This window comes from Klebsiella aerogenes (genome assembly GCA_029027985.1).
Lineage (GTDB): Bacteria > Pseudomonadota > Gammaproteobacteria > Enterobacterales > Enterobacteriaceae > Klebsiella > Klebsiella aerogenes_A.
Genome location: CP119076.1, coordinates 829,846 through 848,494 on the forward strand (window position 1 = coordinate 829,846; position 18,649 = coordinate 848,494).

General features: G+C 52.3%; 18 protein-coding genes and 1 tRNA gene. 14 read left to right on the forward strand and 5 right to left on the reverse strand.

Annotated features, from left to right (window positions below; genetic code table 11):
* Nucleotides 1–66: 66 nt before the first annotated feature.
* Nucleotides 67–1,500, reverse strand: a complete 1,434-nt coding sequence (gene bglA / locus PYR66_04030) for a 6-phospho-beta-glucosidase BglA (GenBank protein WEF28914.1) — start codon at nucleotides 1,498–1,500, stop codon at nucleotides 67–69.
* 119 nt (nucleotides 1,501–1,619) lie between these two features.
* Nucleotides 1,620–2,348, reverse strand: coding sequence for a MurR/RpiR family transcriptional regulator (locus PYR66_04035; protein ID WEF30349.1), 729 nt, complete (start codon nucleotides 2,346–2,348; stop codon nucleotides 1,620–1,622).
* Between the two features lie 50 nt (nucleotides 2,349–2,398).
* Here PYR66_04035 and yqfB point away from each other — a divergent pair, with 50 nt between their 5' ends.
* Nucleotides 2,399–2,710, forward strand: coding sequence for a N(4)-acetylcytidine aminohydrolase (gene yqfB / locus PYR66_04040; protein WEF28915.1), 312 nt, complete (start codon nucleotides 2,399–2,401; stop codon nucleotides 2,708–2,710).
* Between the two features lie 163 nt (nucleotides 2,711–2,873).
* Nucleotides 2,874–3,533, forward strand: coding sequence for a hemolysin III family protein (locus PYR66_04045; GenBank protein ID WEF28916.1), 660 nt, complete (start codon nucleotides 2,874–2,876; stop codon nucleotides 3,531–3,533).
* Between the two features lie 234 nt (nucleotides 3,534–3,767).
* On the opposite strand, the gene ygfZ is transcribed toward PYR66_04045, so the two are convergent.
* Nucleotides 3,768–4,751 carry a tRNA-modifying protein YgfZ gene (gene ygfZ / locus PYR66_04050; GenBank protein ID WEF28917.1) on the reverse strand — a complete coding sequence of 328 codons (984 nt, stop codon included), beginning with the start codon at nucleotides 4,749–4,751 and terminating at the stop codon, nucleotides 3,768–3,770.
* Between the two features lie 234 nt (nucleotides 4,752–4,985).
* Between ygfZ and sdhE the strand changes: the two genes are divergently transcribed.
* Nucleotides 4,986–5,252, forward strand: a complete 267-nt coding sequence (gene sdhE / locus PYR66_04055) for an FAD assembly factor SdhE (GenBank protein WEF28918.1) — start codon at nucleotides 4,986–4,988, stop codon at nucleotides 5,250–5,252.
* Entirely contained in the window at nucleotides 5,233–5,643 is a 411-nt protein-coding gene (locus tag PYR66_04060) for a protein YgfX (protein ID WEF28919.1), read from the forward strand. The genes sdhE and PYR66_04060 overlap by 20 nt, the downstream gene beginning before the upstream one ends.
* A gap of 7 nt (nucleotides 5,644–5,650) precedes the next feature.
* On the opposite strand, the gene fldB is transcribed toward PYR66_04060, so the two are convergent.
* Nucleotides 5,651–6,172 carry a flavodoxin FldB gene (gene fldB / locus PYR66_04065; protein WEF28920.1) on the reverse strand — a complete coding sequence of 174 codons (522 nt, stop codon included), beginning with the start codon at nucleotides 6,170–6,172 and terminating at the stop codon, nucleotides 5,651–5,653.
* Between the two features lie 100 nt (nucleotides 6,173–6,272).
* Between fldB and xerD the strand changes: the two genes are divergently transcribed.
* The 5 genes from xerD (at nucleotide 6,273) to lysS (ending at nucleotide 12,355) form a co-directional block, all read left to right on the forward strand.
* Entirely contained in the window at nucleotides 6,273–7,169 is an 897-nt protein-coding gene (gene xerD, locus PYR66_04070; GenBank protein ID WEF28921.1) for a site-specific tyrosine recombinase XerD, read from the forward strand.
* Nucleotides 7,170–7,191: 22 nt separating this feature from the next.
* Entirely contained in the window at nucleotides 7,192–7,905 is a 714-nt protein-coding gene (gene dsbC / locus PYR66_04075) for a bifunctional protein-disulfide isomerase/oxidoreductase DsbC (GenBank protein WEF28922.1), read from the forward strand.
* Between the two features lie 5 nt (nucleotides 7,906–7,910).
* Nucleotides 7,911–9,644, forward strand: a complete 1,734-nt coding sequence (gene recJ, locus PYR66_04080; GenBank protein ID WEF28923.1) for a single-stranded-DNA-specific exonuclease RecJ — start codon at nucleotides 7,911–7,913, stop codon at nucleotides 9,642–9,644.
* Nucleotides 9,645–9,729: 85 nt separating this feature from the next.
* Nucleotides 9,730–10,828 (forward strand): peptide chain release factor 2 gene (prfB, locus tag PYR66_04085; protein WEF28924.1). Its coding sequence is split into 2 segments (ribosomal slippage): nucleotides 9,730–9,804 and nucleotides 9,806–10,828, totalling 1,098 coding nucleotides; the frame shifts between segments, so codons are not numbered across the junction.
* Between the two features lie 9 nt (nucleotides 10,829–10,837).
* Entirely contained in the window at nucleotides 10,838–12,355 is a 1,518-nt protein-coding gene (lysS, locus tag PYR66_04090) for a lysine--tRNA ligase (protein ID WEF28925.1), read from the forward strand.
* A 190-nt stretch (nucleotides 12,356–12,545) separates the two neighbouring features.
* On the opposite strand, the gene idi is transcribed toward lysS, so the two are convergent.
* On the reverse strand, nucleotides 12,546–13,100 hold the full coding sequence (idi, locus tag PYR66_04095; GenBank protein WEF28926.1) for an isopentenyl-diphosphate Delta-isomerase: 555 nt from the start codon (nucleotides 13,098–13,100) through the stop codon (nucleotides 12,546–12,548).
* Between the two features lie 276 nt (nucleotides 13,101–13,376).
* Here idi and actS point away from each other — a divergent pair, with 276 nt between their 5' ends.
* From actS to PYR66_04120, 5 genes are all read left to right on the forward strand, one after another.
* A complete protein-coding gene (actS, locus tag PYR66_04100) occupies nucleotides 13,377–14,090 on the forward strand; it encodes an amidase activator ActS (protein ID WEF28927.1) in 714 nt (237 codons plus the stop codon).
* 80 nt (nucleotides 14,091–14,170) lie between these two features.
* Nucleotides 14,171–14,244 (forward strand) — tRNA-Gly (locus PYR66_04105).
* A 487-nt stretch (nucleotides 14,245–14,731) separates the two neighbouring features.
* Nucleotides 14,732–15,757: a Gfo/Idh/MocA family oxidoreductase gene (locus tag PYR66_04110; GenBank protein ID WEF28928.1), complete on the forward strand. Its 1,026-nt coding sequence runs from the start codon at nucleotides 14,732–14,734 to the stop codon at nucleotides 15,755–15,757.
* An 83-nt stretch (nucleotides 15,758–15,840) separates the two neighbouring features.
* The gene (locus PYR66_04115) at nucleotides 15,841–17,373 is read left to right on the forward strand and encodes an MFS transporter (protein ID WEF28929.1); all 1,533 of its coding nucleotides are present in this window, start codon (nucleotides 15,841–15,843) and stop codon (nucleotides 17,371–17,373) included.
* 63 nt (nucleotides 17,374–17,436) lie between these two features.
* Nucleotides 17,437–18,627 (forward strand): Gfo/Idh/MocA family oxidoreductase, encoded by a 1,191-nt coding sequence (locus PYR66_04120; protein ID WEF30350.1) that lies wholly within the window; start codon nucleotides 17,437–17,439, stop codon nucleotides 18,625–18,627.
* Nucleotides 18,628–18,649: the final 22 nt, after the last annotated feature.

Here is an 18,649-nt window from a genome sequence, read left to right on the forward strand (position 1 = left end):
GCTGTAAAGAAGTGTCTGGCGAGCAAGTGATGGACTCCCTCCCAAAGAGGGGGAGGGAGTGATTAATTACAATTTTTCGCCATTGCTGGCGATCACGTCTTTGTACCAGTTGAAGCTCTTTTTGCGTGAACGGGACATGTCGCCGGTACCATCGTCGTGTTTGTTGACGTAGATGAAACCGTAGCGTTTGCTGTACTGGCCGGTGGTGAAGGAGACGCAGTCGATGCAGCCCCATGGGGTATAGCCCATCAGCTCGACGCCGTCGTAAGTGACCGCTTTGATCATCTCTTCGACATGGGCGCGCAGATAATCAATGCGGTAGTCATCGTTGATGCTGCCGTCGGCTTCCACTTTGTCGTAGGCGCCGAAGCCGTTTTCGACGATAAATAGCGGCTTCTGGTAGCGCTCATACAGCTCGCACAGCGCATAGCGCAGGCCTACCGGGTCAATCTGCCAGCCCCAGTCAGAGGCTTTCACATGCGGGTTCGGCACGCTGCCTTCGAAGCCGGAAATCGCGTCGCCGGTACCGCCTTCGGCCTTCACCGCGTTGGTCATGTAGTAGCTGAAGCCGAGGTAGGCGCAGGCGCCTTCACGCAGGATCTGCGCGTCGCCGTCTTCCATCTTAATGTTGAAGCCGCGGCGTTCCCATTCGTTCAACACATAGGTGGGGTAGTAGCCGCGCAGCTGGACGTCGGTAAAGACATAACGCTCGCGCATCGACTCCTGGGCGAACATGACATCTTCCGGCTTGCAGGAGTACGGGTAGAGGGCGACCATTGCCAGCATGCAGCCAACCTGCATCTCAGGGTTGATGCGCCGTGCCGCTTTCACCGCCAGCGCGCTGGCGACGAACTGGTGATGCAGCACCTGGTACATGGTCTCTTCCGGGTTTTCATGCTCGGTATAGACCACCCCGGAACAGCAGTAGCCAAACAGTGGCGCACGCCAGTTACGCTGGTTATTGATCTCGTTAAAGGTCATCCAGTATTTCACTTTGTGCTTATAGCGCTCGAAGACCACTTCGGCGAAACGTACAAAGAAATCGACCACTTTGCGGTTAGTCCAGCCGCCGTATTGCTGTACCAGATGCAGCGGCATTTCAAAGTGGGAAAGGGTGATCACCGGCTCGATGTTGTATTTCAACAATTCATCGAACATATCATCGTAGAATTTCAGTCCTTCTTCATTCGGCAGGGCTTCGTCGCCCTGCGGGAAGATACGGGTCCAGGCGATGGAGGTGCGGAAGCATTTGAAGCCCATTTCGGCGAACAGCTTGATGTCTTCCTGGTAGCGACCGTAGAAATCAACGGCCTCATGGTTAGGATAGTATTTCCCGGCTTCAACCTGCCGGGTGATTTCGCGCGGTACGCCGTGCGCCCCGCCGGTCAGAACGTCGCAGATGCTGGGGCCTTTGCCGCCTTTATTCCAGCCACCCTCGACCTGATGCGCGGCGACCGCGCCGCCCCATAAAAAATCGTTCGGAAGCGTCAATTTTTTCATCTTTGCTAATCTCTGTGAATGACTATTGCAATCGAGTCTAGCAAAGCGAATTTGAATGTCACGATATAACAAATCCCACCTGGCGGAATATGTTACATCGAAAAAACAGGCTGTTATTTTTAGCTGATTTTACGTGCTAATTTTCGCCCGAGCGATTCGAGAATATAGATCACTGGAATTTGCGTTGTTATATCGTAGACGCCGCCGATCCGCGTCTGTGGTACGTGCCACGAGAGATTAAAATCGGCCAGTTTGGCGAGCCGCGAGTGTTCATGGCTGGTAATCGACATCACCTTGCAGTGATGCAGGCTGAACTGGCTGGCAAAACGCAGGATCTCTTCGGTTTCGCCGGAAACCGAGAGCACAATCGCCAGCGCGTGGCGGGCCATGTCATTGGTGACCGGAAAATAAGGATCGTCAATGTGATTACTAAATTTTCCGACGTTGGAAAAGAACCTGGCACCATATTTTGCTAATGCGCCGGAGGTTCCCGCGCCGACGAAAATAATACGTTCAGAGGCCAGTATAATATCGACTGCCTGCTCAAGTAATGCATCGAACTCATCATTATTTACGCTTTTAAAAAAGCTCATTATTTCGCTGGCGCCGATATTTGCCTGTTGAGGCTCATTCTGCTCGAGATATAATTTAAAGCGTACGCGAAATTCAGAGTAGCCCTCGCACTGCAGTTTGCGGCAAAAACGCAACACGGTGGTGGTGGAGACCCCGGCAGCCTCTGCCAGTTCGCGGATGGTCATGTACATCACTTTGTCTCGATTCTTAATGACGAAGTGGTAGACCATCATCTCAAGATTATTGAGACTGGCGACAGCGGCGTGGGAGAACATACTCACAGTGGCAAACTCACAATTCATAATGACCAGGACGGAATGATATCATGCAGACAAATGACATAACTTTTTTTCAGCGTTTTCAGGACGACATCCTTGCCGGGCGCAAAACCATTACCATTCGCGATGCGGCGGAGTCGCACTTTAAACCCGGCGATGTGTTGCGCGTCGGGCGTTATGAAGACAATGGCTATTTCTGCACTATTAGCGTTACTGCGACCTCGACCGTCACCCTCGATACGTTAACCGAACAGCACGCCCGGCAGGAAAACATGACCCTCGAACAACTGCGTCAGGTTATCGTGGAAATCTATCCGGCGGAAGATCGTTTTTATGTTATTGAATTCAAAAGAATTTAAAATAAAGTGGAACAAGTGTTAGTTGAAATAATAGTGTAACGTTTTGATTTTAATGTATTTACAAATATACATCTTTTTATTTTAGCTAACAGGTGTTCACTGGAATCATTCTCAGTTACCCTAAGCGTGCAATGAAAGCGTTCTTGTTTTCACGGAGTCAAATATGGTTCGCAAGCCATTAATCACTCAGGGATATTCTCTGGCAGAGGAAGTTGCCAACAGCATCAGCCACGGGATCGGGCTGGTGTTCGGTATCGTCGGCCTGGTGTTGTTGCTGGTGCAGGCGGTGGACACTAACGCCAGCGCGACGGCGATAACCAGCTACAGCCTGTACGGCGGCAGCATGATTATGCTGTTCCTTGCCTCCACGCTCTATCACGCTATTCCGCATCAGCGGGCGAAACAGTGGCTGAAGAAATTCGACCATTGCGCCATCTACTTGTTGATTGCCGGGACCTACACGCCGTTTTTACTGGTGGGCCTGAATTCGCCGCTGGCAAAGGGGCTGATGATTGTTATCTGGAGCCTGGCGCTGCTGGGGATTCTGTTCAAGCTGACCATCGCGCACCGTTTTAAAATTCTGTCGCTGGTGACTTATCTGACGATGGGCTGGCTGTCGCTTATCGTGGTGTACCAACTGGCGGTGAAGCTGGCTGTGGGCGGCGTCACGCTGCTGGCGGTCGGCGGAGTGGTGTACTCGCTGGGGGTTATTTTCTACGTTTGCAAACGTATTCCCTATAACCACGCTATCTGGCACGGCTTTGTGCTCGGCGGTAGCGTGTGTCACTTCCTGGCGATCTATCTTTACGTCGGTCAATCCTGATCAATAAAGCCCTGTTAAAGGGGCTTCATTATTTCAACGTCCGGGAATCTCCACGGTGGCGCTACGCTTACCGTGGCTACGATATTCTGCGGCCTGGTAGCCCGGCTAAGGCGCAAGCGCCGTGAGCCGGGAATCTCCACGGCGGCGCTACGCTTACCGTGGCTACGATATTCTGCGGCCTGGTAGCCCGGCTAAGGCGCAAGCGCCGCGAGCAGGGAATCTCCACGGCGATACTTAGTTTTCTTCCAGCGAATACGGCAACGGCTCGATGCTCAGGCTGCCGGCATCGTCGCGCACGCGGAATACGCTGTCGGGTTCCATATCGTTATTCATCACCACCTGCACAAGCAGACGACCATCATCCAACTGGACGGCAGCGAGAACCGTGCCGGTGCGGCGCCAGTTATCGCCCATTTTCAGCTCGATATCTTCCCCGGCTTCCGGAACCCGGCTGGCGGTGCCCGCCAGAGACCATAGCGCGCGTTTATTGGCGCCGCGGAATTTCGCCCGCGCCACCATTTCCTGGCCGGTATAGCACCCTTTCTTGAAGCTAATTCCCCCCAGCGCCTGCAGGTTGGTGGCCTGCGGAATGAACTGCGCGCTATTTGCGCTGTCGATAACCGGCAGACCGGCTTCAATATTCAGCGCCAGCCACTGTTGGCTGTTGTTGAGCTGCGCTTCTCCGCGTAGCGCGTCGGTCACGCGGTTCGCGGTGTCGACGTCGGTAACCAGCAGGAAGCGTTCAGCCGGATGTTCAAACCACAGCAGGCTGGTGGCGCCCTCGGTAACTACTGGTTTGGTGGCATCCGGCAGGGCGGCGAACAGCGGCGCCAGCGCGGCGCGCGCCTGGAAACCGGCGACGCCGAGCAGAACCAGATCGTCGTTAGCGGCGATGGTGACTTTGGAGAAGACGGCATATTTTTTCAGTTCGGTCAGCTGCGCATCACGTAGGCTGCGGCGCTCGATCCATGTGAAGCCGCCGTCACGGTGGAATACGCGCAGGTTGCTCCACATCTTGCCTTTGGCGTCACAGTGTGCGGCAAGCAGATGTTGATCGGTGGCCAGATTGCTGACATCGGCGGTGATCTGCCCCTGCAGATATTTCTCGCCATCCGGACCAGTAATCGTTGCTAGCGCCCAATCATCCAGCGTCATCAGCGTTAACGGCAGACGAGCGGAAGAAGAAGGCTGACGCGGAGGAAAAGGTGTAAAAGCCATAGTCATATCCTGAATCGCATAACGCAGAGTGAATGACTAATGGTAAAAGAGCTATGGTGCAATGCAAGCGCTTTCGGCAGGCCATTTGTGCCCTCAACGCTGGCGTGGGTCGCCGGTAATGCCATGCTTTTTCTATGGCTTTTATGGAATGCTGCTCGCACAAGGCGATATTACTGTAAAGTAAGTGCCCAAAAAGGGTTAAACTAACCTATATCTTTATGCTGGAAGGACAACATGGACATTAATAACAAAGCCCGCATCCACTGGGCATGCCGCCGTGGTATGCGTGAACTCGACATCTCCATCATGCCGTTTTTCGAGTACGAGTACGACACGCTCAGCGATGACGACAAGCGCCTGTTTATCCGTTTGCTGGAAAACGATGATCCAGACCTGTTCAACTGGTTGATGAATCACGGCAAGCCAGCGGATGCGCAACTGCAACGGATGGTCAATTTAATTCAGACTCGGAATCGGGAACGTGGTCCTGTGGCAATCTGATTTACGCATTTCCTGGCGTTCGCAGTGGTTCTCGCTGCTTCTGCACGGGGTGGTGGCGGCAATCGTGCTGCTGGTGCCCTGGCCGCTAAGCTACACCCCGATTTGGCTACTGCTGCTATCGTTGGTGGTGTTTGACTGTGTGCGCAGCCAGAGGCGGATCCATGCCTGTCAGGGTGAAATTAAGCTGTTGATCGACTCTCGTTTGCGTTGGCAAAAAACGGAATGGGATATTGTCGGTACGCCCTGGGTTATCAGTAGCGGTATGCTGCTGCGCCTGAAGCAGGCGGAAAGCGGCCGTAGCCAGCATCTGTGGGTGGCGGCGGACAGTATGGATGCGGGAGAGTGGCGGGATTTGCGCCGGCTGGTGCAACAAAAGCCGGCGCGCGATTAACCACGGTTCAGGCGAAGTGCTCCGCCATTTCACCGAGGATCTGCTCGCACCAGTTCTCGATGCGCTCGTCGCTCAGGTCGTATTGATTCGTTTCATCAAGCGCCAGGCCAACGAATAGTTGGCCATCGGCGATAACCGGTTTCGGGCTGGTGAACTCATAGCCCTCGGTTGGCCAGTAGCCGACAAACTTCACACCTTTGGTCGCCAGCTTGTCATGCAGCATGCCCAGCGCGTCAAGGAACCATTCGCCGTAGCCTAGTTGATCGCCCATGCCGTATAGCGCGACGATTTTGCCTTCCAGGTCCAGCGTATCCAGCTGTTCCCAGACCGCTTCCCAGTCTTCCTGAATTTCGCCGAAATCCCAGGTAGGGATGCCGAGGATCAGCACGTCGTACTGGCTCATCAGCGCGGGGGAGTCATCTTTCAGATTATGCAGCGTCACCAGCTCAGGGCCGATGATATCGCGGATTTTCTCCGCGGCCATTTCGGTGTAGCAGGTACTGGAGCCGTAAAAAAGACCTATGTTCATCGCGTAAACATCTCAATTCTTGATGTGAATTGCGCCCAGTGTACCAGAAAGGCGGCCTCTTAAGGCATAATGAGACCGTTTAACGAACAAAGAGGCCGATGTGAAACAGGATCTGGCACAAATTGAACAGTTTCTCGATGCCCTTTGGCTGGAACGCAATCTGGCGGAGAATACGCTCAGCGCCTATCGTCGCGATTTGACGATGTTAGTGGAGTGGCTGCACCATCGTGGTCTGTCGCTGGCAAGCGTCGGCAGCGACGATCTGCAGGCGCTGCTGGCCGAGCGGCAGACCGGCGGCTACAAAGCCACCAGTACTGCACGGCTACTGAGCGCGGTGCGTCGTTTCTTCCAGCATCTGTACCGCGAGAAAATCCGTCCGGACGATCCCAGCGCGCTGCTGGCCTCGCCGAAGCTGCCGCAGCGGCTGCCGAAAGATCTTAGCGAGTTGCAGGTTGAACGCCTGCTGCAGGCGCCGCTGGTGGAGCAACCGCTGGAGCTGCGCGATAAAGCGATGCTGGAAGTCCTGTATGCCACGGGCCTACGCGTGTCGGAGTTGGTTGGCCTGACGATGAGCGATATCAGCCTGCGCCAGGGTGTGCTGCGGGTGATTGGTAAAGGTAATAAAGAACGTCTGGTACCGTTGGGCGAAGAGGCGGTACAGTGGGTGGAAAATTACCTTGAGTACGGTCGTCCCTGGCTACTGAACGGCGTGGCGTCTGATGTGCTATTTCCCAGCCAGCGCGCCCAGCAGATGACGCGCCAGACCTTCTGGCACCGAATTAAACATTATGCCGTACTGGCGGGGATCGACAGCGCGAAGCTCTCCCCGCATGTGTTGCGCCATGCGTTCGCCACGCATTTGCTCAATCATGGCGCTGACTTACGCGTGGTGCAGATGCTGTTAGGACACAGCGATCTCTCCACCACGCAAATCTACACCCACGTGGCGACCGAGCGTCTGCGACAACTTCATCAACAGCACCACCCGCGGGCGTGAATGCTGAATAAAAGGACTGAGTATGAAAAAAGGTTTATTGATGTTCACCCTGCTGGCGGCCTCGCTCTCCGGCGCGGCGCATGCCGATAGCGCGGCGATCAAACAGTCGCTGGCTAAGCTTGGCGTGCAGAGCACCGATATTCAACCCTCGCCGGTTTCCGGAATGAGTACGGTACTGACCGACAGCGGCGTGCTGTACGTTACTGACGACGGCAAACACATCATTCAAGGGCCGATGTACGACGTTAGCGGCGCGCAGCCGGTCAACGTCACCAATCAGCTGCTGGTTGGTAAGCTGAACGCGCTGGCAAAAGAGATGATTGTCTATAAAGCGCCAAAAGAGCAGCACGTCATCACCGTCTTTACCGACATCACCTGCGGGTACTGCCACAAACTGCATGAGCAGATGAGTGACTACAACGCACTGGGGATCACGGTGCGCTACCTGGCCTTCCCGCGTCAGGGGCTGCAAAGCCAGGCCGAACAGGATATGAAAGCTATCTGGTGCGCGAAAGATCGCAACAAAGCGTTGGATGACGCCATGAACGGCAAAGGCGTTCAGCCGGCGAGCTGTAACGTGGATATCGCCAAACATTACACCCTCGGCGTACAAATGGGCGTCAACGGTACGCCGGCGATGGTCCTGAGCAACGGTATGGTGTTGCCAGGCTATCAGGGGCCGAAAGAGCTGAAGGCTTTCCTCGACGAGCATCAAAAACAGACAAGCGGTAACTGATTCGCGTGAAACAACAGATACAACTACGCCGCCGCGAGGCGGTTGACGGCGTCGATTTACCCGCCGACCTGCCGCCGCTGCTGCAGCGGTTATACGCCAGCCGCGGCGTGCGTAGCGCGCAGGAGCTCGAACGCGGCGTCAAAGGCATGCTGCCGTGGACACAGCTGACCGGCGTCGAAAATGCGGTCGAAATGCTGCATGACGCGTTTCAGAAGACATTGCATATTGTCGTCGTCGGCGACTTTGATGCCGACGGCGCCACCAGTACCGCGCTCAGTGTTCTGGCGCTGCGCGCGCTGGGTTATGGCAATGTCTCCTATCTGGTGCCGAACCGCTTTGAAGACGGTTACGGCTTAAGCCCGGAAGTGGTCGAACAGGCGCACGCGCGCGGCGCGCAGATGATCATGACCGTCGATAACGGCATCTCTTCACATACCGGCGTCGACCACGCCCATGCGCTGGGGATCCCGGTGCTGGTGACCGATCACCATCTGCCGGGCGATACGCTGCCGGCGGCGGAAGCGATCGTTAACCCCAACCTGCGCGATTGCGATTTCCCGTCGAAATCGCTGGCTGGCGTCGGTGTGGCGTTTTACCTGATGCTGGCGTTGCGGACTTTCCTGCGGGATAACGGCTGGTTCGAGGCCCGCGGCATCGCTGCGCCAAACCTCGCTGAATTGCTGGACCTGGTCGCGCTCGGCACCGTCGCGGACGTCGTACCGCTGGATGCCAACAACCGTATTCTGACCTGGCAGGGGTTAAGCCGCATTCGTGCTGGCAAATGTCGGCCGGGCATCAAAGCGCTGCTGGAGATTTCCAACCGCGATCCGCAAAAGCTGGCGGCAAGCGACCTGGGTTTTGCGCTCGGCCCACGGCTTAACGCGGCGGGACGGCTGGACGATATGTCCGTCGGCGTTGCGTTGTTATTGTGCGATAACGTCGGCGAAGCGCGGGTACTGGCCAATGAACTTGATGCGCTAAACCAGACGCGCAAAGAGATCGAGCAGGGGATGCAGGCCGAAGCGTTGACGCTGTGCCAGCAGTTGGAGCGCAGTACCGAAACCTTGCCGGGCGGGTTGGCGATGTATCATCCGCAGTGGCATCAGGGCGTCGTCGGCATTCTGGCTTCGCGCATTAAAGAGCGCTTCCACCGCCCGGTTATCGCTTTTGCGCCAACCGGAGACGGCACGCTAAAAGGCTCCGGCCGCTCTATTCAGGGGCTGCACATGCGCGATGCGCTGGAGCGCCTTGATACGCTTTACCCTGGGCTGATCCTGAAATTCGGCGGTCACGCGATGGCCGCGGGATTATCGCTGGAAGAGGCGCGCTTTGACGAATTCCAGCAGCGTTTCGGCGAGTTGGTCACCGAGTGGCTGGATCCTGCATTGCTGCAGGGAGAAGTGGTCTCCGACGGCCCGCTGGCAGCAGGGGAGATGAGCATGGAGGTGGCGCAGATGCTGCGCGACGCCGGGCCATGGGGGCAGATGTTCCCGGAACCGCTGTTTGACGGCCGCTTCCGCTTGCTGCAACAGCGGCTGGTGGGCGAGCGTCACCTGAAGGTGATGGTCGAACCGGTCGACGGCGGTCCGCTGCTGGACGGTATCGCCTTCAACGTCGATACTTCCATTTGGCCTGACAACGGCGTACGCGAAGTGCAGTTGGCCTATAGGCTCGACATCAATGAGTTCCGCGGCAACCGCAGCCTGCAGCTGATCATCGATCACCTCTGGCCAAATTGACAACAGTGTATTAATAAGGGCGCGAATCCGGTAGAATTCCGCTCTTATCACCGCATTTTGACAAATCCATTAAAAGAAACCGACCATGTTTGAAATAAATCCGGTAAAAAACCGCATTCAGGACCTCACGGAGCGCTCCGACGTTCTTAGGGGGTATCTTTGACTACGATGCTAAGAAAGAGCGTCTCGAAGAAGTAAATGCCGAGCTGGAACAGCCGGACGTCTGGAACGAGCCGGAGCGCGCACAGGCGCTGGGTAAAGAACGTTCTTCTCTGGAAGCTATCGTAGAGACGCTGGATCAGATGTCCCAGGGACTGGAAGACGTTGCCGGTCTGCTGGATCTGGCGGTGGAAGCCGAAGACGAAGAGACCTTCAACGAAGCCGTCGCCGAGCTGGACGGGCTGGAAGATAAACTGGCGCAGCTTGAGTTCCGCCGCATGTTCTCCGGCGAATACGATAGCGCCGACTGCTACCTCGATATTCAGGCCGGTTCCGGCGGCACCGAAGCCCAGGACTGGGCCAGCATGCTGACACGCATGTACCTGCGTTGGGCGGAAGCGCGCGGCTTTAAGACCGAAATCATCGAAGAATCCGAAGGTGAAGTCGCGGGGATTAAATCCGTGACCATCAAAATTATTGGCGATTACGCCTACGGCTGGTTGCGTACTGAAACCGGCGTTCATCGCCTGGTACGTAAGAGCCCATTCGATTCCGGCGGCCGTCGCCATACTTCCTTTAGCTCTGCGTTTGTTTACCCGGAAGTTGATGACGATATCGATATCGAAATTAACCCGGCCGACCTGCGTATCGACGTTTACCGCGCATCCGGCGCGGGCGGACAGCACGTTAACCGTACTGAATCCGCGGTGCGTATTACCCACATCCCGACCGGATTGGTCACGCAGTGCCAGAACGACCGTTCACAGCATAAAAACAAAGACCAGGCCATGAAGCAGATGAAAGCGAAGCTTTATGAGCTGGAAATGCAGAAGAAGAATGCCGAGAAGCAGGTGATGGAAGACAACAAGTCTGACATCGGCTGGGGCAGCCAGATCCGTTCTTACGTACTGGATGACTCGCGTATTAAAGATCTGCGCACCGGGGTGGAAACCCGCAATACTCAGGCGGTGCTCGATGGCAGCCTGGACCAATTTATCGAAGCAAGTTTGAAAGCAGGGTTATGAGGAACCAACATGTCTGAACAACAAGCACAGGGCGCTGACGCGGCAATTGACCTTAATAATGAACTGAAAACCCGTCGTGAGAAGCTGGCTGCGCTGCGTGAGCAGGGCGTCGCATTCCCGAACGATTTCCGTCGTGACCATACCTCTGACCAACTGCACGCTGACTTCGATGCGAAAGAAAACGAAGAGCTGGAAGCGCTGAACGTTGAAGTCGCCGTTGCTGGCCGCATGATGACCCGTCGTATCATGGGTAAAGCCTCCTTCGTGACGCTGCAGGACGTTGGCGGCCGCATTCAGCTGTACGTCGCGCGCGACGATCTGGCGGAAGGCGTCTACAACGAGCAGTTCAAAAAATGGGACCTCGGCGACATCATCGCCGCGCGCGGTAAGCTGTTCAAAACCAAAACCGGCGAGCTGTCTATCCACTGCAGCGAGCTGCGTCTGTTGACCAAAGCTCTGCGCCCGCTGCCGGACAAATTCCACGGCCTGCAGGATCAGGAAGCACGCTATCGTCAGCGTTACCTTGACCTGATCTCCAACGACGAATCCCGCAACACCTTCAAAGTGCGTTCGCAGATTCTGGCGGGTATCCGTCAGTTCATGGTCGGTCGCGGCTTTATGGAAGTTGAAACCCCGATGATGCAGGTGATCCCGGGCGGCGCTTCCGCACGTCCGTTCATCACCCATCACAACGCGCTGGATCTGGACATGTACCTGCGTATCGCGCCGGAACTGTACCTCAAACGTCTGGTGGTTGGCGGCTTCGAACGCGTCTTCGAAATCAACCGTAACTTCCGTAATGAAGGGATTTCCGTCCGTCATAACCCAGAGTTCACCATGATGGAACTCTATATGGCGTATGCGGATTACAAAGATCTGATCGAGCTGACCGAATCCCTGTTCCGTACGCTGGCGCAGGATATTCTCGGCAACACCGCGGTCCCTTATGGCGACCAGACTTTCGACTTCGGCAAGCCGTTTGAAAAACTGACCATGCGCGAAGCTATCAAGAAATACCGTCCGGAAACCGAGATGGCGGATCTGGATAACTTCGATTCCGCGAAAGCGATCGCTGAGTCTATCGGCATCAAAGTTGAGAAGAGCTGGGGTCTGGGCCGTATCGTGACCGAGATCTTCGAAGAAGTGGCGGAAGCGCATCTGATTCAGCCGACCTTCATCACCGAATATCCGGCAGAAGTCTCTCCGCTGGCGCGCCGTAACGACGAGAACCCGGAAATCACCGACCGCTTTGAGTTCTTCATCGGCGGCCGCGAAATCGGTAACGGTTTCAGCGAGCTGAACGATGCTGAAGACCAGGCGCAGCGTTTCCAGGATCAGGTTGATGCGAAAGCTGCAGGCGACGACGAAGCGATGTTCTACGACGAAGACTACGTCACCGCGCTGGAACACGGCCTGCCGCCGACCGCCGGTCTGGGTATCGGTATCGACCGTATGGTGATGCTGTTCACCAACAGCCACACCATCCGCGACGTTATTCTGTTCCCGGCCATGCGTCCGCAGAAATAATCGTTTTCCGCGAACAACAAAAAACCCGGCTTGCCGGGTTTTTTTATGTCTGACGTTAAGGCCCATCTCTGGCGTAGCCGGGGGATCCCGGATGGCGTCGCTTTGCGCCTTATTCGGGCTACCCAACGACACAAGCCGGGGAGTTCCTGATGAAGATTGCTGACGGTTATTTGATGTTCGTCGATCGCGATTATGCGCAGTGATGCTCAACAAATTCTATCAGCGCCTGGCGTGCATCGCTATCTTCCGCTTCCATCACCATCCACGGGCTAAAGGCCCATGGCGTAGCAGCCAGCGCGCTCAGCATCGCTGGCAAATCAACCCAGTGATAATCCATCACTTCGTCATCGTTAGGCTGTAATTGACTGGCTACGCGAGCGGCATACACCGGGCAAACTTCGTTTTCGACGATGCCATTAGGCGCGACCGCCCGGTAGCGGAAAGCCGGGTGGATTGGCGTGATATCGGCAATCTCGACGCCCAGCTCGAAACGACAGCGGCGAGCTACGGCCTGCTCGAAGGTTTCCCCCTGCTGAGGGTGCCCGCAGACCGAGTTGGTCCATACCCCGGGCCAGGCTTTTTTGCCAAGCGACCGGCGCGTGACCAGAAATTGACCTTGCTGATTGAATAGCCAGCAGGAAAACGCGAGATGTAAAGGGGTATCGAGTGTGTGGGCGGCATACTTCTCCAGCATACCTGTGGGCTTATCTTGCTCATCCAGCAAAATGACATGTTCCCCGGCCATGACAACTCCTGAAATAAATAAATAACCCGGCACAAACCCGCCGGGTCATGTACTCAGGCCACTAGGGTAGCCCATAACAGGAAGAAAGGCATTACCAAAACAAGCCCTGGCGGCATGTTGGCGCGCGTTGATGCTGTAAATTGTAGTATCACCAATAGCTTGTTGAGGGCAGGGCCGCTTGCAGAATAAGCGTATAACATTGGGGATTGTTCCTCGGGCTGGTATGATATTCGCCCATTATGACGAGATGAGAAACCGTTGAGTGCAGGACGCCTGATGAAAACACGCTTTTATATCGCGATGATGTTGCTTGGTAGTCTGGTATTAGCCGGCTGTTCCAGTACATCGGATTCTGGTTCCACCTATACCGTGAAGCGCGGCGATACGCTGTATGCGATTTCCCGCAGCACCGGCACCAGCGTACGCGATCTGGCGCGTCTGAATGGCATCTCTCCGCCGTATACTATCGAAGTCGGGCAGAAGCTAAAACTTAACGGCGGCACGAAGTCGAGTACCGCGGGCAAAAAATCGTCCAGTAGCCGAACTGCGGCCGTGACGCCATCATCAGCGGTGCCGCAGTCGTCCTGGCCACCGGTAGGACAGCGCTGTTGGCGCTGGCCGGCCAGCGGTAAAGTTGTGCTGCCATACTCTACTCGCGATGGCGGGAATAAAGGTATTGATATTGCCGGCGCCCGCGGGCAGCCCGTTTATGCGGCTGGCGCCGGGAAGGTGGTCTATGTCGGCAACCAGTTACGCGGATACGGCAACCTGATTATGATTAAGCATAATGAGGATTATATCACCGCTTATGCGCATAACGATAAGATGATGGTCAACAACGGTCAGAGTGTGAAGATTGGCCAGCAGATCGCCACGATGGGCAGTTCTGATGCTGATTCCGTGCGCTTGCACTTCCAGATTCGCTACCGGGCCACGGCCATTGACCCGCTGCGTTATCTGCCGCCGCAGGGCAGTAAGCCTAAGTGCTAACCGGTTATTTTATCGGCAGTTAGTCCAATCCGGGCTTGCCACAGGGTGCGTAAGGTCTATAATGCTTTTCGCACCTCTTTGCGGGCGTAGTTCAATGGTAGAACGAGAGCTTCCCAAGCTCTATACGAGGGTTCGATTCCCTTCGCCCGCTCCAAACTCAAGTCTCCTGAAGTCTACCAAACTCAATTTTCCCTTGATAAATCAGCGGTTATAGCATTCTAGTCGTCTATTGACTCAATTGTACTCCCTCAGGGTCAAGCTTAATGTGGGGGTATGGATGGGGGTATAATTGTACCTGCATACTTCTTGAAGGAGTGAATGAAAATTTGTTATAGATCACTGTTTTTATCCTTAAACATGGAATTGTGAGAAATATCACATTAAATTCCTGCAATAAATTTCACAAATAATCATTTGAAAAATATACATATTCTATTTCTGTGGCAGGTCCATACATCATCTCTGAGAAAATTTTCATATGCATGAATTGTCATATCTTAAGGATGTGTTTTTATATTCTTAGCTGACTTAGATGTGGTGTTTTTTAATCTTACGTTAATTTTTGCTTTGTAAATAACTGGTTCAAAGATACCTCAGTGATGCGATTGTAATAATGGGAATAAGGGTTGTATGGAGGGGGTATGAATCAATTAGGTGTGGCAATCATTGGTTGTGGGGCAGTTTCTATACAACACATTGAAGCAATAAAAAGTATCGCAGATGTGAGGTTAATCGCTATTGCAGATGTGGATGTAATAAAAGGAAAGAATGATGCTGAGCATTATGGCTGCAAATTTTATCCAGATTATCAAGAGATGCTGGGAAATGATGGGATAGATATCATTCATATTTGTACCCCACACTATCAACATAAAGAGATGATTATTTCTGCATTACAGGCAGGGAAAAGTGTATTTTGCGAAAAGCCTGTTGCACTTAATCGCGAAGAAGTTTCTGAAATCACGGTGGTACAAAAACAAACAAGTAAAACGGTAGGTGTATGCTACCAGAACCGATTTAATAAAACATCCCAGGCTCTGCTGGAGAGTGTTCACAACGGAGAGTTAGGTGAAATTAAAGGATTACGTGCTTTTTTAACGTGGCAGAGGGATCCTCAGTATTATACTCAAAGTGGCTGGCGTGGGAACAAAAAAACAGAAGGTGGTGGGCTGTTAATTAACCAGGCAATACATACCCTGGACTTGATGCAGTTGATTGGTGGCGGTGTTGAAAAAGTGAAAAGTAAAATAGACACTGCTTTTTTATCTTCAGTTATTGATACTGAAGATAGTGCCATGATTGCTTTAAACATGAAAAATGGGGCACAGGGTTTATTTTATGGTAGTAATGGCTATACGCGCAATGCAACTGTATTTTTAGAGGTTCATGGCGATAAGGGGTTGGCAACTATTAATGATAATGATCTTGTTATTACCATTGATGGTAAAAGTAGAAAAATAAGTGATGACTTTCAATCCAGTAATGGGGGGAAAGCTTACTGGGGGAAAAGTCATCATAAAGCGATTCAAAATTTTTACGATTATGTAAGGAATAATGAACATGGAATTTTAATTTCTATTCAGGATGCTTATCACTCCTTAAATATTGTTGAGAGTGCTTATTTATCCGCTGAAAAAAATGATTGGATAACATTACCAGCGATGTGAATTTAAGAACAAAGTTGGACTGGATTTGTTGAATAGTCTGGCCCGGGTACATGACCATTTTTTTAATCTCGGAGAAAGTCGTTATGAAACCTACAGAACGAAGAGTAGGCTATGGCACCGCCATAGGATATGGCGTGACTGATTTATTTGGTGGCGGCGCTTTTGCATTTATTGCTACCTGGTTACTTTATTTTTATACCACCTTCTGTAATCTTTCCGTTGTTGAAGCTGGGTCAATATTTCTTATTGCCCGTTTTGCCGATGCACTGGCCAGCCCGATCATGGGATATATTACTGATAAATTTGGTAGTACCCGTTTAGGTAAACACTTTGGTCGCCGTCGTTTCTTCCTGTTAATTGGTGCTCCACTGATGCTGCTGTATTCCCTGGTTTGGGTGCAGGATATGAACTATTGGTACTATTTAGGTACCTATTTAAGTATTGAACTGCTGTCCGCGATGGTGATGGTGCCATGGGAAACCCTGGCGGCTGAAATGACTAACCGTTTTAGCGAACGTCTTCGTATGCAGGCTGTTCGTCTGTCTTTTTCCAAAGTGGGTAACGTACTATCCGCCTCTTTACCGGGCGTGATGATCTATTTCTTTGGCAAAGACTCTGCGCTGACTTATACCTACACTGGTATTCTTTTCTCTGTCATCTTCCTGGTTGCCGTTTTGACCTCTTACCTGACCACCTGGGAAACACAGGATACCGACCCGGATTTCGCAAAGCACAATGTTGGTCCAGAAATGTCGCTGTTTAGCCATTTGTATCATATGGTTAAAGAACAGATTTCAACCTTCTATGTGCGTGCATTCCGTTTGCATATCTTCATCTATATTTGCTCATTTACTGCAATGGACATCTTTAGATCGGTGTTTGTCTACTTTGTGGTGTATGCCTTAATGCAGGATGCTTCTGCCGCTTCTGGTTACTTGACTATTACCACAGCGGTCGCTGTACCATCCACACTGATCTTTATGTTTGTGCTGGATAAATTGAATGTCACCCAGGCGAATGGGTTACGTATCTCTTATATCTGCATCATGTTCACCTTATCATTGCTGGGCTTTAACTACCTGTTTGATTTACATCTCTCAACGTTGTTTATCTCTGCTGGATTTGTCCTGCTAGGTATTGGTTGGGCAGGCCTGAACTATATTCCATGGAACACTTATGCCTTTATTCCAGATATTGATGAAATTGTGACTCAACGTCGTCGTGAAGGCGCATTTGCTGGTGCGATGGTTCTGATTAGAAAGAGTACGATTGCTGTCGCGGTCATGGCTGTTGGTCTCATCCTTGAAAAAAGTGGCTTTACTAAGGGTACAGCCGTTCAGCCCGAACTTGCGTTACATGCGATTACTTTACTGATGGTTATTGGTTCCGGCGGCCTGTTGTTGCTGAGTTTCCTTGCCACCTTCAAATTCAAGTTAACCCGTGAAACTCATGGCATCCTGCTCAAAGAGGTGGCGCGTTTGAAACTGGGTGGTCGTATTGAAGATTGCCCTGAAGAAGCACAGGGTGTTATCAAGGATTTGACAGGTTATAGCTATCTGGATGTTTGGGGAAATAATGAAGAAGTTAAGCGTAAATTGTCCAATGGTTATGTCTGATTAATATCAATAAACGGATGCTTCAGATACTATTCTGAGGTATTAGCTATGAGTGGAATTCATATGATTAATGTCGCTATTGTAGGTACCGGGAATATTTCTCATCGACATATTAAAGCCCTGTCAGGGTTTAACGAACGCTGCAAAATTGTGGCGCTAGTCGATATCTTTCCTGAAAAAGCACAAGAGAAGAAAGAACGCTACGGACTCACTGATGCCCGTGTATATAAAAGCCATAAAGAGATGCTGGCAGACAGCAGCGATATTGATGTCGTCGATGTCTGTACACCGCCTTATGTCCATGCCGAAATCACGATTGATGCACTTGATAACGGCTTGCATGTCTTATGTGAAAAACCAATGGCCGCCTCTCTGGAAGAATGTGATGCTATGATTGCGGCACAAAAACGCAGTGGCAAAATCCTATCCATTATTGCGCAAAATCGTTTTACCGATGCATTCTGGCGTTTGAAAAAAGCGGTCGATTCCGAATTGATCGGTAAGGTCTGTCATGCTCAGGTTGATTCCTTCTGGTGGCGTGGGCACTCCTACTATGATTTGTGGTGGCGTGGTACCTGGGAAAAAGAAGGAGGGGGTTGTACGTTAAACCATGCCGTCCATCATATTGATGCGATTCAGTGGTTGTTAGGTTCCCCGAGTGAAGTGGTCGCGATGATGAGTAACGTGGCGCACGACAATGCGGAAGTTGAAGATCTCAACGCGGCGATTTTAAAATATCCAAATGGGGCGTTAACACAACTTACAGCTTCCGTTGTGCATCATGGTGAAGATCAGAAAATTATCATACAGGGTGATAAAGCCCGTATCTCTGCTCCGTGGGATGTTCATGCCAGCATTGCGGCAGATAATGGCTTTCCGCAGCAACAAAATGATGTGCAACTTGAAGACAAACTGCATACCTTGTTTAACTCAACCGAAAAATTAGCCTGGACCCTGCATGCTGGGCAGATCGATGATGTTCTGACGGCAATTGAAACAAAGCAATCGCCGTTAATTGATGGCGAAGAGGGGAAGCGTTCACTCGAGCTGATTACCGCGATGTATAAATCGGCAATTACCGGCACTATCGTTCAATTACCTATTAACTCAGAAGATGCTTTTTATCGCACCGGTGGATTGGTTTCTCTGGCCCCGCATTTTTATGAGAAATCAGCGTCGGTAGATAATTTTCAAGAGGTGAATGAAATTCCGTTAGGTAAAAATCTCGATCCAAACAGTTCTCTAACCAATTGAGTTTATTACTTTCACTCTGCAT

Excerpts from the sequence above, each read along its gene's own strand:
- bglA (WEF28914.1), bottom strand. The coding sequence starts at position 1,500 with ATGAAAAAATTGACGCTTCCGAACGATTTTTTATGGGGCGGCGCGGTC.
- PYR66_04035 (WEF30349.1), bottom strand. The coding sequence starts at position 2,348 with ATGTTCTCCCACGCCGCTGTCGCCAGTCTCAATAATCTTGAGATGATG.
- yqfB (WEF28915.1), top strand. The coding sequence starts at position 2,399 with ATGCAGACAAATGACATAACTTTTTTTCAGCGTTTTCAGGACGACATC.
- PYR66_04045 (WEF28916.1), top strand. The coding sequence starts at position 2,874 with ATGGTTCGCAAGCCATTAATCACTCAGGGATATTCTCTGGCAGAGGAA.
- ygfZ (WEF28917.1), bottom strand. The coding sequence starts at position 4,751 with ATGGCTTTTACACCTTTTCCTCCGCGTCAGCCTTCTTCTTCCGCTCGT.
- sdhE (WEF28918.1), top strand. The coding sequence starts at position 4,986 with ATGGACATTAATAACAAAGCCCGCATCCACTGGGCATGCCGCCGTGGT.
- fldB (WEF28920.1), bottom strand. The coding sequence starts at position 6,172 with ATGAACATAGGTCTTTTTTACGGCTCCAGTACCTGCTACACCGAAATG.
- dsbC (WEF28922.1), top strand. The coding sequence starts at position 7,192 with ATGAAAAAAGGTTTATTGATGTTCACCCTGCTGGCGGCCTCGCTCTCC.
- lysS (WEF28925.1), top strand. The coding sequence starts at position 10,838 with ATGTCTGAACAACAAGCACAGGGCGCTGACGCGGCAATTGACCTTAAT.
- idi (WEF28926.1), bottom strand. The coding sequence starts at position 13,100 with ATGGCCGGGGAACATGTCATTTTGCTGGATGAGCAAGATAAGCCCACA.
- actS (WEF28927.1), top strand. The coding sequence starts at position 13,377 with ATGAAAACACGCTTTTATATCGCGATGATGTTGCTTGGTAGTCTGGTA.
- PYR66_04110 (WEF28928.1), top strand. The coding sequence starts at position 14,732 with ATGAATCAATTAGGTGTGGCAATCATTGGTTGTGGGGCAGTTTCTATA.
- PYR66_04115 (WEF28929.1), top strand. The coding sequence starts at position 15,841 with ATGAAACCTACAGAACGAAGAGTAGGCTATGGCACCGCCATAGGATAT.
- PYR66_04120 (WEF30350.1), top strand. The coding sequence starts at position 17,437 with ATGATTAATGTCGCTATTGTAGGTACCGGGAATATTTCTCATCGACAT.